The sequence below is a fragment of the Aquabacterium sp. CECT 9606 genome, from assembly GCF_918741295.1.
Lineage (GTDB): Bacteria > Pseudomonadota > Gammaproteobacteria > Burkholderiales > Burkholderiaceae_C > Aquabacterium.
In genome coordinates this window covers 780006-794140 of record NZ_CAKKNB010000003.1, presented here as the reverse complement: position 1 = coordinate 794140, position 14135 = coordinate 780006, and the positions used below count along the sequence as shown (strand labels likewise).

General features: G+C 58.5%; 12 protein-coding genes. 5 read left to right on the top strand and 7 right to left on the bottom strand.

Going from position 1 to position 14135, the window contains the following annotated elements; genetic code table 11:
- Positions 1-635 precede the first annotated feature (635 nt).
- The gene (locus LQ232_RS16325; RefSeq protein WP_230181425.1) at positions 636-1505 is read left to right on the top strand and encodes a hypothetical protein; all 870 of its coding nucleotides are present in this window, start codon (positions 636-638) and stop codon (positions 1503-1505) included.
- Here LQ232_RS16325 and LQ232_RS16320 read toward each other — a convergent pair.
- The 6 genes from LQ232_RS16320 to LQ232_RS16295 form a co-directional block, all read right to left on the bottom strand.
- Positions 1480-2103 carry a DUF4400 domain-containing protein gene (locus LQ232_RS16320; protein ID WP_230181424.1) on the bottom strand — a complete coding sequence of 208 codons (624 nt, stop codon included), beginning with the start codon at positions 2101-2103 and terminating at the stop codon, positions 1480-1482. The two genes, LQ232_RS16325 and LQ232_RS16320, sit on opposite strands and share 26 nt — an antisense overlap.
- Positions 2100-4007, bottom strand: a complete 1908-nt coding sequence (traD, locus tag LQ232_RS16315; protein ID WP_230181423.1) for a conjugative transfer system coupling protein TraD — start codon at positions 4005-4007, stop codon at positions 2100-2102. Before traD ends, LQ232_RS16320 begins: the two co-directional genes overlap by 4 nt.
- A gap of 1 nt (position 4008) precedes the next feature.
- The gene (gene mobH / locus LQ232_RS16310; RefSeq protein WP_230181422.1) at positions 4009-5685 is read right to left on the bottom strand and encodes a MobH family relaxase; all 1677 of its coding nucleotides are present in this window, start codon (positions 5683-5685) and stop codon (positions 4009-4011) included.
- Positions 5686-5902: 217 nt separating this feature from the next.
- Positions 5903-6901 (bottom strand): diiron oxygenase, encoded by a 999-nt coding sequence (locus tag LQ232_RS16305; protein ID WP_230181421.1) that lies wholly within the window; start codon positions 6899-6901, stop codon positions 5903-5905.
- Positions 6898-7119, bottom strand: coding sequence for a hypothetical protein (locus LQ232_RS16300; protein WP_230181420.1), 222 nt, complete (start codon positions 7117-7119; stop codon positions 6898-6900). Before LQ232_RS16300 ends, LQ232_RS16305 begins: the two co-directional genes overlap by 4 nt.
- A gap of 8 nt (positions 7120-7127) precedes the next feature.
- Positions 7128-7886, bottom strand: coding sequence for a hypothetical protein (locus LQ232_RS16295; RefSeq protein ID WP_230181419.1), 759 nt, complete (start codon positions 7884-7886; stop codon positions 7128-7130).
- A 685-nt stretch (positions 7887-8571) separates the two neighbouring features.
- Between LQ232_RS16295 and LQ232_RS16290 the strand changes: the two genes are divergently transcribed.
- A complete protein-coding gene (locus LQ232_RS16290) occupies positions 8572-9450 on the top strand; it encodes a helix-turn-helix domain-containing protein (protein WP_230181418.1) in 879 nt (292 codons plus the stop codon).
- Positions 9447-10757 carry a HAMP domain-containing sensor histidine kinase gene (locus LQ232_RS16285; protein WP_230181417.1) on the top strand — a complete coding sequence of 437 codons (1311 nt, stop codon included), beginning with the start codon at positions 9447-9449 and terminating at the stop codon, positions 10755-10757. Before LQ232_RS16290 ends, LQ232_RS16285 begins: the two co-directional genes overlap by 4 nt.
- Here LQ232_RS16285 and LQ232_RS16280 read toward each other — a convergent pair.
- Positions 10741-11139, bottom strand: coding sequence for a response regulator (locus tag LQ232_RS16280; protein ID WP_305878716.1), 399 nt, complete (start codon positions 11137-11139; stop codon positions 10741-10743). The genes LQ232_RS16285 and LQ232_RS16280 overlap by 17 nt on opposite strands.
- A gap of 629 nt (positions 11140-11768) precedes the next feature.
- Between LQ232_RS16280 and LQ232_RS16275 the strand changes: the two genes are divergently transcribed.
- Both LQ232_RS16275 and LQ232_RS16270 read left to right on the top strand, forming a co-directional pair.
- Positions 11769-12707 carry a hypothetical protein gene (locus tag LQ232_RS16275; protein ID WP_230181415.1) on the top strand — a complete coding sequence of 313 codons (939 nt, stop codon included), beginning with the start codon at positions 11769-11771 and terminating at the stop codon, positions 12705-12707.
- On the top strand, positions 12593-14110 hold the full coding sequence (locus tag LQ232_RS16270) for a HAMP domain-containing sensor histidine kinase (RefSeq protein WP_230181414.1): 1518 nt from the start codon (positions 12593-12595) through the stop codon (positions 14108-14110). The genes LQ232_RS16275 and LQ232_RS16270 overlap by 115 nt, the downstream gene beginning before the upstream one ends.
- Positions 14111-14135: the final 25 nt, after the last annotated feature.

Below are 14135 nucleotides of genomic sequence, written 5' to 3'. Positions count from 1 at the left end.
CAACTGCTCTTCCGTGAATGCGCATGGCTCCGATGTCGTGGCTGCTTGGCGTCTGATCGTTGATGCGTACAGGTCAGGGCAATGAAGGAGGATTGCAGTGCGCGTAGTTCAATATTTTGTCTGCGCTGTTTGGGCGACGGGTATGTGCTCAACTAGTTTCGCAGCCGACTGTGTTGTCGATGCCTGCCCAGTTGAATCCACATGCCAGGTCGTGAAGACGGGCTGCCCAGGGGCGCAATCTGATTCCACTTGTTCTGCACGGCAGTGTGTCTGGAACAGGGACTCTGCGGCAGGCATGTGCCTTCAGGTGACAAGCCTCTATAGCGCAGAATTGGCTCGCTCAGACAGCGGTCAAACAGGCGTGTCGGCTAAGGTCTTCCAGTTGTCTCGCCGATGTGCCGATACGGTGATGCCAAAGAAGTACTGGCAATGCTTGCTGGGGCACATGAAGTCTCATGCCCTGGCTTTCTCCGTCGCAGATTCCCAGTGTCGTCATGGGGTGGTGGACTGACGGGTGATGTGCGTGCTGCAGGACGCCACAACGGTAAATCCAGCCAAGCTTGATAATTCCGAATCGTGCCGTGTTGGCCCATGGGCCTCCAGCATGTCATCAATAGCTATGTGGGGCAGAAATCATGGACGGCCGCGGCAACACCAATCATGACCAGGTCAGTAGTGACGCGGTGCTCAGAAAGATCGGCCGCAATGTGGTGCTGTTTCAGCAAATCGAGGGCCTTCTGAAATTCTTGGTGGCCAATCACAAAGTAGATGGCAGCACTTCGACCTTGGAGGAGCGGCGCCAGCACCGCGTTGAGAAAGCGCACAAGCAGACCATGGGGCAGTTGATCGAGCAGTTTTCAGACGGGATTCTTTCCGATGCCGGTGAGCCATCCCCAGAGCCAGAAGACGTGACCGAAGTTTGGATGTCATTCACGTTCACAACTTCTGGTGACAGTGCTTTCTACGAAACCCAGCGTGCCGACATGAAGCGCATGGTGGACGAGCGCAATGATCTCATTCATCACTTCCTACCCCGGTGGGAGCCTGAGTCAAGCGAGCGCATGGTTGAGGCCGCCACCTACCTGGACGAACAGCGAGCCCGGGTACTGCCCATATTCGAGCACCTTCGCACCGTCTGCATGTCGATGCGGGACGCGAGGCAATCCACGGCGGAATTTTTTGCATCAGAGGAAATTCAGCACCAGTTCGAACTGCTCTTGTTGCAGCACAGTCCATTGGTGTTGATGCTGCAGGAGGTAGCAGCTCAGAAGAGTCGTGGCGATGGTTGGGCATACATTGCTGATGCCGGTCGCGTTGCCTGGCTTCAAGAAACTGATGCCGTCACACACATGAAGGAGCGCCATGGGTACGCCACTTTGAAGAAGCTCGCTGCGGCATCTGGCCTCTTCGATTTGTTTGACGAGCCCTTGGCGCATGGCGGGTTTCGGACTCTCTACAGAGCGCGGTCAAGCCCAGCGCTCAACCCCGTCGATGAAAATCCTTGATCGCCAGCCCCATGAGTGAGCCGATCACCAAAGGCACGCATGGCACCATCAGCGGGTGCAATGTGATCGGCAGCACAAAAGCCAGCATCGTCGCGCAACTGGCCAGGATGGCCAAGCAGACATACAGCGCAAACATCTCGGGGTTGTGGTGCAAGAACTCTTTGGCCTTGACCAGCCGCACAAAGTAACCGTCAACCATGCCGGCCGCTGCAAAGACCAGCAGCCAGGGCAACCACTCCAGCAACAAGGCCAGCCGGAAGCTGGCGAGCAGCAACAAGGCATCAATCGACCTGAAGTAGGGGTTGTTGAACAAGCGCTGGTTGACCGAGGCCATCTCGCGCCCGACGGCTGCGTTCATGTTGTTCACGGGCGCGCTGTCTTTCGACGAGGGGATCGGCGTTGATCGCCGCGCTGAATCCTGCAAGCCGATGGCGCGTGACAGCATCCGTGTGGCGGCTTCCTCACCCCAGAACCCAGCAGCCATGCCGTACTCCGCGCGAAGCTGCGCAACGAAGCGCTCGGGCGGGTGCGCTGAGGGCACGTAGAGCACCAGCACCAACAGGGCGAGCAGCGACACCACGGCAATCGCCCTGATCATGGCGGGCCCCCACTGCGCTGCTTGGCACCCGGCGCATCCGGATTCAGAATCGGAAAGCGCCCCTTGATGATCCGGCCACCCGAGACCGAGGCGAAGTACTGCAGGTTCGGCAGCTTGCCCAGCACATCGGCGGGCACCATTTCTTCGAAGCTCTCGGACAGTTGGGTTGAATAGCTGCTGGAGAAATCACCGACGTGGGTATCAGCGCCATGCCCCAGTCCCACCCGCATGGAATGGATGGCGGTTTTGCCAAAGGTCTCGACGATGAAGTCCTGTGTCGGCCTGTCCTTGGAGCGCATGGCAATCAGGTTGTTCAAGTTGCCCAGGGCCATGCGTGCGGCCGCCTCACTGCCCAGGCGCTTGGCCAGGTCGGCCAAGGTCTGCATCGCGCAGGTGGTGTAGATGCCGCCCTCAGCGCCCTTGTTGAGGATTTCGATCAAGGGCTGGTTGATGACGTTGGCCACCTCATCGACAAACAAGGCGATGCGCCGGTAGCCGCCCAGGTTGTAGCGCATGCCGGCCCGTGCGGCCAGGTCGGCCAGCGCCAGCGCGCCGATGGCCGAGGCCACAGAGGGATCGGGCAGCGAGTCCAGGCACATGTACAGCACATGTCCGCCCCGCTCGATTTTCTCGAAGTTCATGATCGGGCGGGTGTCATCCGCATCAAACGGGTCTGGCGACAAGGTGCGCCCCAGATCACCGGACGTCAGCATGGACAGCACCGGCAGCAGGTTCGCGGTGATCTTTTGGTAGTGCTCGCGGTTGTGCCTGAACGTGCGCACCTGCGCATCAACCACCTTGCTGCGCTGTGGCTGGGCCACATGGTGCTCGTAGTAGGCGACGAAGGCCATTAGCTCATGGCTGGCGGCTTCTGAGGGCCTCTTCATGTTCCCGCGCTGGGCCTCCTGGATGAGCTTTTTCATCTCGGGCTGCTCACGCCAGTTGGGCCCCATCGTTTCGGCATAGAAGCGCCGCAGGGAGCCTTCCAGCACCGGCTCGATGCCCCCTTCGATGTAGCGCGTCAGCTTGGCTAGGTTCGGGCGCTCTTCCAGCTCGACCAGGCCTTGCACCACCACGTTCACGGCATCCCAGCCAAAGGCCGAGAAGGCACCCGCCGTGTCGGGCGGCATGATGGATTGGATGCGCGAGGCGATCTCGGTCGGCTTTTGCCAGTTGAAAGTGAAATCCAGCCGCACCCCCACCTCGGGAAAGGCCGGGTGAAATTCCATGAACGTGTCAGGCTCACGCCAGTCCTGGCATGCCCGCTCGACCACGCGCTTGAGGCGGCGGCTGTTCTTGGGATCGATGACGATGACGACATCGTTGCGGCGCACCGCCTGGGTGATGAGGTTGGCCAGCGCCACACCTTTGCCCGATTGGGTGGTGCCCACCAGCAGCGTGCCGCCCTCGAAGTTCTGCAAGGGGCGGTGCAGGGGCACCTCGCGGGGTTCCACGCCATGGATGTAGGCCAGCCCGATTTCGGCATCAGGCTGCGGCAGGCTGTCATAGCCCAGTAAATTCAGGAGGCGTGGGGAGACCGCGAAATCGCGGTAGTCGATCTTGGCCAGTTCGTACAGGCGCTGCGAATGCACCGGCCGCCACTCAAAGCCAAAGCCCAGGAAGACGGCATTCGGGTTGGTGCACCACTGTGCCTGCACCTGGGTGCCCATCACCTGGATGCCATGCCCGGCGAGGGAGGCGCGCAGGATCAGAATACGCAGCGCCTGCGACACCCGCAGGACGGCCATGGCAAAGCAGGTGAGCGACAAGGGCAGGGCGAAGGCGCGCGGCACCTGGCCAATGACGCCCACCACCATGAAGAAGACCAGCGCCAGGCCCCAGACCAGGCCAGCGTAGACCTCGTAGGCATGTCGCCATGGCATCTCGTAGCGGCGGATGAACATGTCATGGCTCCTGGTCGGCGGGCAGGGCAAAGCCCGCCAGTTCCAGCCCGCCAACGAAGCGCGGGTCGATTGTCAAACCGACGGTGGGTACGCCGTTGAAATCTCTTGATGACGTGGGCGGGGCCTTGGCGCTGATGCGGGCCAGCATGCGCACCTCCGTCAGTGCGCGCAAGACCAGTGATGGCTGTAGCCCTCGGCGCTCGAACTCGCTCACGGGAACAAACAAGCCATGGGCCACGGTGCAGCACTTTGCCGGGCCTGCGCCGGTGTTCAAGGTGTGGATCACCTCAACGAGCACATCGCGCACGATGGGGTTGAGCCGCATGGGTGCTTGCAGGCGGAATGAAGCTGGCGGCGTGGGCTCGGGTTCGTTCACCAACTCGGCAGCGGCTTGTGTCGGTGCTTGGGTTGCTGAGTCTTGTTCGTCAGGCGGTGTGTCTTCTATAGGAATGAGCGGTATCTGAGCGTCTGGCTCCGTGGTGGTGGGTGGCTCTTGCGTGGTGGGTGCCTTTGCGGGCGCGACAGGGGTGGCCACGCTCGCCATGCGCGTCAATTTCTCTGCGAGCGGGGCGGTTTGTGGGTCTATGCCTGCAAACAGGATGGCGGCTGATGTCAGCTTGACGGCCTCAATCTTGATCTTCGAGCCTGGAGGTTGGATGGTCCAGGTCGGCTGCTCCGATGCGGTGGGCTCAAACACCCCCGCAGACAGGAGCAAATCCATGATCGTGGCCGGTGCTTTGGGAATGCCTTGCAGTTGCTCGGCATCCAGCAGCTTTTGAATGTCTTCGGCGGCATGAGGCCAGACCAGAAACAGGCCATCCACAGCCAACCACACGCGGGACTTTTCGCGGTTGGCCTGCCATGCCGAGTGGGTGCTGGCCAGATGCCTCAGAGCATTGACCAGGTAGCGCTCAAGATGCGATCCATATTGGGGTGAGCCATGGCGATCGGCATTGGCGACAAGGTTGCGATCGATCACCAGCGCCAAGGACCGGCGCACAAGTTCGTCCAGCACGTTGCGTTCGCGGTAGACCGAGATGCCGCTGATGCTGGCCATCAGGTGTGGCACGATGACCGAGTTGTCCTCGGCCAGGTACTGCATGACGGCGGGCGGCACCACATGTGCCAGCGCGAACAAGCCCAAACCACGCGCCTCGATGGCATGGGGGCGCCAGCGCAGGAAGTAGCGGTCCGCATGTTGGGCGGTCAGCCAGTCGGACAGAGGGAAGAGGTAGCCGGGCCACACCGCGCCGGTGCCATCGGTCACGATGACGTGAGTGAGCACGCGATGGGCTTCGCTGCACAGCCCCGCGATGAATGTGGCCAGGCGCCAGCGCGGTTCCAGATGGCGTCTGGCTGAGATAGTCGAGCGCCCGGAAAAGATGTGCGCGTCGGTGCCCTGCAAGGCGAAGAACCCGACCTCCATCCCCAGATGCAGCAGGCCACCGGGCTTGCTGAAATAGTTGTCGGCTGTGGCAGGCAGCAGGTGGACTAGATCGGCATAGCGCCTGATCAGCGACACCACCGTGGCTTCGAAGTCTTCCCGGTCCGAGCCATGGCAAAGCTTGATGCGTGCCAGCAGCGCTGCTTGCTGAAGCAGCAGTTCGTCGACGGGCAGGGCAGGGAAGCCCGGGTCGGACGATGCATAGGGACTGCTGACGCCGAGTTGGCCTGCCATCGCATGCTTTCAGAAATGCCTGGGCCATTTTTAGCAAGGACGGGGACGCGGTCACCGGGCAATGCCAGGTATTTGGTGGTGCTTTCGAGTTTGGCTTGGGTTCGGGCCTTTCGATTTCAGGTCTGCGGCGAAGGATGCACTGCTACCCTCTTTGCTGGGGTGGCTCGGCGCAAGGCGACAGACGGTGTGATGTCTCTTCGGTACTTCAAATGGCTTATCAGATGAGTTCCATTTTCCAGAGCCAGTTCATCATGCTCTTGAACCGCTCTTCGTCGAGCAACTGGCTGTGGACGGACGTCCTGACCGCCTCGATCGATGCCGCGTGGTTGCCGCTTACCGGAAATGGAAAACTGGTGTGTTGGGCAATCTCGGGGTCGAATCGGAGGGATTTCAGGATTTCTGGGATCACATGCCTGAAGATCTCCCGGAACTTGTGGCGCTCTCGGATGCTTGCGTTGCCCAAGTAGTCCTCAATGATTCGTCGTGAAAACTCGATGTGACGGATCTTGACCGAGTGATGCTGTTTGAAAATTTCCCTTGTGAGCGGGTCAATGCCTGAAGCCTGCGTGGCGTACATCGCCCCCGAATCCACCATCCAACCGATGATCAAGGTGCCTAGAAGCCCCACGCAAGGATGCATCTCGGGAAAGAGCGCGGATGTTTGTGTGTAAGCCGGCAGTCTTTGGAAGTAGGGCAGGTTCGCGATTTGGGTGAAGCGTCTGAAGATCAATGTTTGAGTGATCTCCTCCAGCGCGTGCACCAGCAAGTAGTCGTGTACGGACGAAGGCAGGCTGTTGCTGAATTTGTTCAAATAGCCCACAAACAACGAGGGTACGGTTCGCTTCAATTGAATGAGCAATGAGATGTCGCGGGCTGTCTCCAGCCAAGCGGTCTCCAGCCGCTCGTCACTGGAGAGCGCTTCGAAGAACGTGGTTCCATACAGCCACAGCTGGTCGAGCCGTTTGGGCAGCATCTCGCGGTCCACGCCCATGTTCCAGGGCAAGGCAGTCTCCAACTCCAGCGGATGCTGGTGAGACTTTTTCAACAACTGCGAAACGAGCAGCATGGTGTCCTGACCGATCGGCAGATCGACTTCTCGGGACTTTCTTGTGCCATGCAGCCAGAAGATGCGTTCGAGCCGCTTGCCGATGACGGGGAACTCGATGTTTGTGAAAAAGCGCAGGCGCTGAACCGCTGACAAGTCGGTGAAGGTCATGGATGGTTCCCGCAGATCAGCGTTTTGTTCGCAACCGCCCCGATCCAGATGGCGATGGCAGGCGAAGGCCCGGCCACGTGACTTGCGTTCGATGACGCATGCTCCACGAGTTCGTGTACTGCGCCGTCATGCAGGTCGCCCAAAAGACAAGAGAGAGGGGTTGCTTCAGACAGGATGACAGAGCGCATGAAGCTGGCAAATTGTTCGCGGCTGACCATCGTTGGCCTCAGTCGATCAGGATGCCGATATCGGCCGTGCGAGCCACCTTTTGGAGCAGTCCCAGTTCGATCCGCATCAAGACGACCTCTTCGGCAAGTACCGACAGCGTGAACGTGCCGTACTTGCCCACTTTCAGATGGCGAATGGAATAGGCCACATCGCAAACGTCGGCGGGTTTGTGAAAGACCGATTCAATGGCCGACTGGTCGTACTGAACCTTCTGGCTGAGCAAAGCCAGGCCCTGTCCGCATGCGGTTGGCTCACCGCCTTTGCGTTCATGCGAGAAAAAATGAGCGATGACCACGGAGGAGAGAACGATCCAGAAATAGGTGATCTCCGGAAACGCGTTTTTGAATTGATCAAGTTTGTGGTGAATGAGTGACCTGTCCAGTTTGATGAAGTTGCCGATCTTGGCGTCACTGTGATCGTGGTCCCAAATGCTGATCAACTTTCCATTGAAACACCTCCGCCCATTGGCGGTGTAGAAGTACTCGATCCCCTCGGCGATTCGGATCACGCTGATGTCGTCGGGAGGCCTCTGCCATGTTGTGGCCCTGAATTGGGCGGTGAACTCTCGGCATGGTTTCAACAGGCCTCGTTCTTTCAATTCATCAGCAGCACGCTGTTGGCATTGAAGCAATGCGAGCATCGCTTGCATTTGCGGGGGTTCGGTTTGGACATGGCTGCAACCATGTGAGCCGGGGCGGGCATCTCCCCAGTCACGCGACAAGGTGTTCCATTCGACGGGGCTGATGTCTTTGATCATCTGTTGTTCTCAAGGTATGGCGGACGGCATCACGCGGGAAGCGTTCAAGTGCTCACCGAATAAAAATCAGCCCCCCACCTATTCGGAGCAAATCACACTGACTGCCGGGGAAAAGACAGAAAGCAGCGGCCCTATAGCAGAAACCCCGAATGGGTTGGGTCCGGCGGGGGACTGAAAAACTCAATGCAATCAAGAAACAAGCAGAGCCATGCGGTTCGTGAAAACTTATCTGGGACGCGCCGTGCAAGGGCATCAACACACCATCCACTCACCCTCAACAATTGCCCTAACTGAAGGGCCATTCACACGTCCTGATTTGCCTCTACCGTGTGGGAGCGCTGCATCACTCCCTGATCCTTCCATGGCGTTCACCTACACTGGTGGCGCTACTTACGACCTTTGTTCCAGAGGAACGGATCGCTCGTTGATGCTTGCCTCGTAGGTGTTTTGTTCTTAAAAGATTGGAAAAACACCATTGGCTGACCCCATAAATCCAATCTTATAAGATCGTTTTGTGCAATGTTCACGAGAAAAGTATCTTTTAAGATCTGTTTCTTGTCAACATCTTGCGTAAAAGAATCTTTTAAGGTTCTTTGATTTGTTGCAACAATCTGCGTCGTTTGTTGCGAAGGGCGTCGATGGTGCGCAGCGGCGAGCCGCCTCGTATGAACAACTAAAATGAGCCATGAGCAACCCAGACAACATGGATGACCTCCATAGCGGAACTGCGCTTCACCGAGACATCACGCGCCAAATGGCTGCCTACCTGGAAGGTCGAGGCGTACCTGAGCGAAAGCAGGCTTCGTTTGTGTCGGAAGTCACCGGCTTGTCCATGGCTCAAGCCCGCAGAAGGTTGGGTGAGGGGCCCGGTTGGCTGATCGAAGAGATCATCTTGATCGTTCAGCACTTCGAAGACTCGATCAGCACATTCTTCGGCGCAACCCCACTGGCGAAGACGCCATCGGCAAATACAGCCTGTGAGATGCGCATTGGCGACACGTGGTACGGCGCCAGGGCGGTCATTCGCAAGCTGGTCGAGCGGCCCAAAGTTGGCCAATTGGTGGCGCTGCGTGGTGCGCCGCGTTGGAAAATCATCCCTTACACAGCAGGCGCTCATTCGCCCAGCGAAGAGTTCTTCGAAGTTGCCGATCTGACGGTCCTTCCCAAGCCCAGCGAGAACGTCTACGTGGCTGTCCTGGACGATGACGTGTCGGTGGCGAGCGCCGTACGGGACGCCTTGAACGCCGGAGGCTTCACGGCCAAGGCGTTTTCATCCGAGGCCGAACTGGCGCCAGAGTTGGATGATTTCGATGTTTACATCATCGACTTTCTCCTGGGCCCAGGGAAGGAAACCGCTTCCGCCCTCGTCAAGGGCATCCGAGCGAAGAAACCATCAGCCCCGATTCTCTTGCTGACGGGACAAGCCAGGGAGACGCTGCGCGCCGAGATCGCCAATCTCGTGAGCACCTTCGATGTGGAGATCCACGAGAAGCCTGCTCAGTTGATGATCTTGGAGTCCGTCATCCACCGGTGGCAGAGCAAGCGAAGCAGTCATCCCCAATGAGTTGGTCGGGCTTCAAGTTGGCCAAGCGAACGGGCAACGAAGCTGGCGCCCGTGCACAAGAAAGCGCCTTGGTTGTCGGGCTCATTGAAGTTGGTGGCGCGCTGGCGGCGCTCATCGTTTGGGCCACAGGCAAGGCGCTGGGCCAACTGTCTCAGTTCGATGCCGTGGGCCTGCCAGTGCTGATCTTGTTTCTGGCCCTCATGGGCGTGGCAACCTGGGCCCGTCCAGCGCTGATCATGCGCAGCAGGGCATTGGTGCTGATCGTGCTGCTGGCCTACTTTCAGTCGTCGCTTTTCGTCGCCTTCTTTTGCCACCCCCCGTTGGAAGATGATTCGGCCATCAGTCGAATCGGTCTGGCCACGCCGCTGTTGTATCTGGCGTCGTTTGCCCTGCTGCTGCGCAGATCGCATGTACTTCCCCTGGTCCAGGCCATCCTCACGGCGCTCCAGTGTGCCGTTGTGCTGATCTTCTTTCGCAGCCACATCGGACCCCAGACCACTTTAACGGTGGTGACGCTGATCGTCATTCAGCCCTTGTATCTGGCCATCCTGTTCTGGATCGACATGCAACGGCGACATAACATCGACGCGCAGCAAGCTGCCACAGCTTCCAAGTTGATGGTCCTTGGCATGATCTCGCATGAGTTGAGATCTCCTCTCCAAACCATCGTCGCCGCGCTCGACTCTCTGCAGCGGCGATTCAACGAATTGAACCTGCCTGCCTCTGAGCTTCAGAATATCCTCCGCATTCGATCGTCGTCCGCTCAGCTCAATTCGCATTTGGCAGACTTGATCGTCATCACCAAGCAGGCCGTCGGGCTTGCGCCTGCGATCGAAGAATCGTTTCGATTGGACTGGTTGCTGATGGGGCTGGTGGAGAACTACCGTGGCGCCGCGCGGGATCGTTCGACGGACATCGTCCTTGATATTCCAGAGGCATGCCAGGCGGTGGTCGGTGATTCGATGCGGGTGCAGCAGATCATGAACAACCTGCTTAACAACGCCGTGAAGTACACCAAGAAGGGGCAGATCGATATTGCCGTTCGCAAGGTGGCCTCGGGTGTCGAACTGATCGTGCAAGACACGGGCATTGGCATCGATGAGACGAAGGTTCCTGAAATCTGGAAGCCTTATGTGCGGCTGTCGTCCGATCCGAGCGTGGCCTTGGCTGAAGGCAGCGGACTGGGCTTGACGGTGGTCAGGCTCCTGGTGGACATGCTGAAAGGCGAACTGCGCCTGGAGAGTCGGCCTGGAGAGGGCACCAGGATTTCACTCAGCCTTCCGCTGCATCTCAAGCCGAGTCCCTGAGCTGCTTCTCTTCCAGGGTGATGCCTGCCACTTCGAAGATCGTTTGCGCAAGCTGCCTCGAGGAAAAGGGCTTGACAAGATAGGCATCCATGCCTGCTGAAAACGAATGTTCCTGCTCGAATTCGCGGGACAGCCCAGTGAGTGCGACGATGGGTACAGGCACCAGCCCTCGTTGAGCCTCCTCCTGCCTGATGCGCCTGGCGGCCTCAAAGCCATCAACCCCGGGCATTTGGCAGTCCATCAAAACCACCTGCGGGCGCGGCATGGCCAAAGCAAGCGCACATGCGGATTCGCCTTCCAGCACGTGGTTGACGCTGGCGCCATAGTGCTCAAGCTCTTCGATCAGCAGATGCGCGTTCACCTCGTGGTCTTCCGCGAGCAAGATCCGCAGTCCATTCAAGGCTGCGAGGGCAATGTCCTTGTCGCAGGTCCTAGCGAGGGACGAATGTGTGAGCGGCGTGGCCCGGGTAGCTTTTGCAGGTGCAGGTGCAGGAGCAGGTGCAGGTTGGGGGATCAACGCTGGTGCCGGCCTCTTCAGGTCAGAAGGCCCAATCGAGCGCCTGCGAAACAAATCCATTGTTATTTCCCCTGAACGTTGCAAAGGCAATACCGGCACTCACAAACACTTCCCTGGATACTTCACGGCACTGGCGCGCATTTATACAGAATCGGGTTGCAGGATGCAACCGAGGAAAATCCTCGCTCGGCAAGTGATGTCACCAGGAAGCCTGTTTGATCACTGACGAAATGGCTCTGGATTGAAATGCGCGCATGTTTGGGTAAACACGCTAAGCGGCCTCTGTTTGGTTGCCATTCTGTCATCGTGTTGTTGGCGTGAGGCAACGACCAATGCCTTTCGGCCGCCAAGGATGCATCCCCACAGGTCTTAAAGTCGCATGGGGTAGAAGGAGGTCCACTGCGGCATGCAAGGGCGAATACGTGTATGGGCATCTCGCTGACTGCGTCACATTGTGGGACGAAACATGAACCAGGACCGCTGTGTGGAGTGATATGAAAAAGTTGGTTCGCGCGTCAATCCAGATAATGCTCTCCGAGGTGCTGACCCTGAAGGTCTGTCTCGTGGCTGTCGGCTGGATCGGGCGGTTCCTATTTGGCAAACGCCTGTCGACGATCGTGCTTTTCTATCCCGCCAACCGGCGCTACATGGAGAGCGTGACCTTTGCTTGGTATGCACGCAGGGTGAAGTGGCGGCCCACGTTCGGTGGCTTCTTCATGACGCCGGATGGCGGTGGGTTGATCTTCGCCATGGGGGCCTTCGAGCACGAGTTCGCAGACGCTGAGAACCGGCAAAAATTGCTGGCGGTCCATCAGCGAATGGATGCCGTGGCCAAGCTCACCGGCATTGATGCCATTGCCTATTCGGGCGTGTTGCCCAGCGTGCTGGCAAAGAGTGGGGTCGAGCGAGAGCCCATCGAACTCGCCCGCACAGCCTGGTGGATCATTCAGGCCATTGATGAAGTAATGATTGAGGCTTCGCTTCCAGCGCATTGCCCGGTGGTCATTTTGGGATCGGCCGGGTTCCTGGGACGTCGGGTGATACAGCTTCTCCATGACCGACCGGATCTCACCGTCTTCGAGATCGACCCCGAACACCCTGACGACACTTGCCGTGACGGGGCGACCTTGCAAAGCCTTGGAGGAAGGCCTGCGCTCATCGTCAACATCTCGCGGCATCATGTGATGGAGCGCTATATCGGCGAACTCTGGGACGGCTCGGTGGTGCTCAATGAGGTCTATCCGGAATGCTCACCTGAATCCATCGTGGCACTGAAGAAGCGTGGGGTGAGGTACTTTCATCTGCAGGGTGTCAGGGCATGGTCAATGCCGCGTTTTCCTGGGGCATATGCCGGGGCTGTACCCTGCTGTGCGGCGTCGGCGGCAAGCCCGTCTTCTCGGAATCAAGCCGAACTGAAGCTGCTCGAGAAATGAGGAAATCGATACGCCACAGCTTCATGCGCCAGATGCGCGGAAGGCCGTTCAGGAACACCCGGCTTGAACAGGAGTTCGGGGCCGCCTATCACCTGTCCGGGGTGCGAACGGGATACGTCTTCTCTTTGATGGCGGCGCTGTCGTTTGTGGTGTTCTCCTGTGTGGAGTACTTTGCCTTTAAGCGCCCGATGACCGACACCGTCCAGGTGGTGCGGGCCGCGCTTATCCTGTTGTTCTTTGCCATCGGGTGGCACGCAAAAGTCCACACCGAAAAGTACGAGAAGAACTTCCACATCGTCGCGCCTGCGCTGATGGTGGTGTATGTGTCTGGCATCTTGTTCTTCGAGTATCGAACCCAGTTGTATGGGCATCCCGAGTTCTTCTATTTGTCCGTCAATTCGACGTGCATCCTGTTGACCATCGCGTGTTACTACTTCATGCGCTTGCCCATTTCGATCGCCATCCTGCTGTCTTTGCTGCTGGCCGCGCTCACGATTGGCACCGTTTACGTGTCCGGCGTGTTCAATGCCACCGTGGTCGGCCGGATGCTGACGTACATCAGCGTGTCGAATGCGGTGGGCTTCTGGATACGACGCATGTTCGACATGCGCGAGCGCCGCATCTTCCTGCAGACCAAGAGGCTGAAGAATGTCGCTGCGTTGAAGCAGCGCCTCATCGAGGCGGAGACAGCAGCTAACCGAACGAAGACCACGTTCATGGCCATGCTCAGTCACGAGATACGCACGCCCATGCATACCGTCACCAGATTGATGTCGGTCATGCAGAAAGACTTCGAGGGTCAATTGAGCGAAAAGAGGCTGAAGACTTTTCAACAGGTCGAACAGGCGTGCGATCAGCTCCTGGCCACGCTGGATGATCTATTGCACTACGCCATGCTAGGGGGCACGTCTCGGGATGACGGCGATTCGGAGTTCAAACTCGATGTGCTTCTAGTCGAATGCGCTCAGATCGTCGATCATTCGCGGCAGGAGAAGGGCCTGAAGCTCGCCATTGATGTCGAGCAGATCGCGGGCAAGATCTTTGCTGGCCAGCCACACAAGCTCAAAAGGGTGATTCTCAACCTTCTGGTCAACGCCATCAAGTTCACTGACCACGGTGAAATCAGGCTTGCGGTGGCCTCTCATGAGCTAGCGCCGAAGCGATACCAGGTGACGATCTCAGTGACCGATACAGGCATCGGCATTCCGGCGGCGGAACTCAAGAACATCTTCCAGCCGTTCTACCAGGTCGATTCGTCTTACTCGCGCCGATTCGGTGGAAGCGGCCTGGGGTTGTCGATATGTCAGGAGTTGATGAGGAGCATCGGTGGGGCCATTGCAGTCAAAAGCGAACCCGTAACGGGGTCGGCTTTTGAGGTGACCTTTCCACTGACCGAACGGTGAGTGGTTTCCAACTCACCGCAGGGTT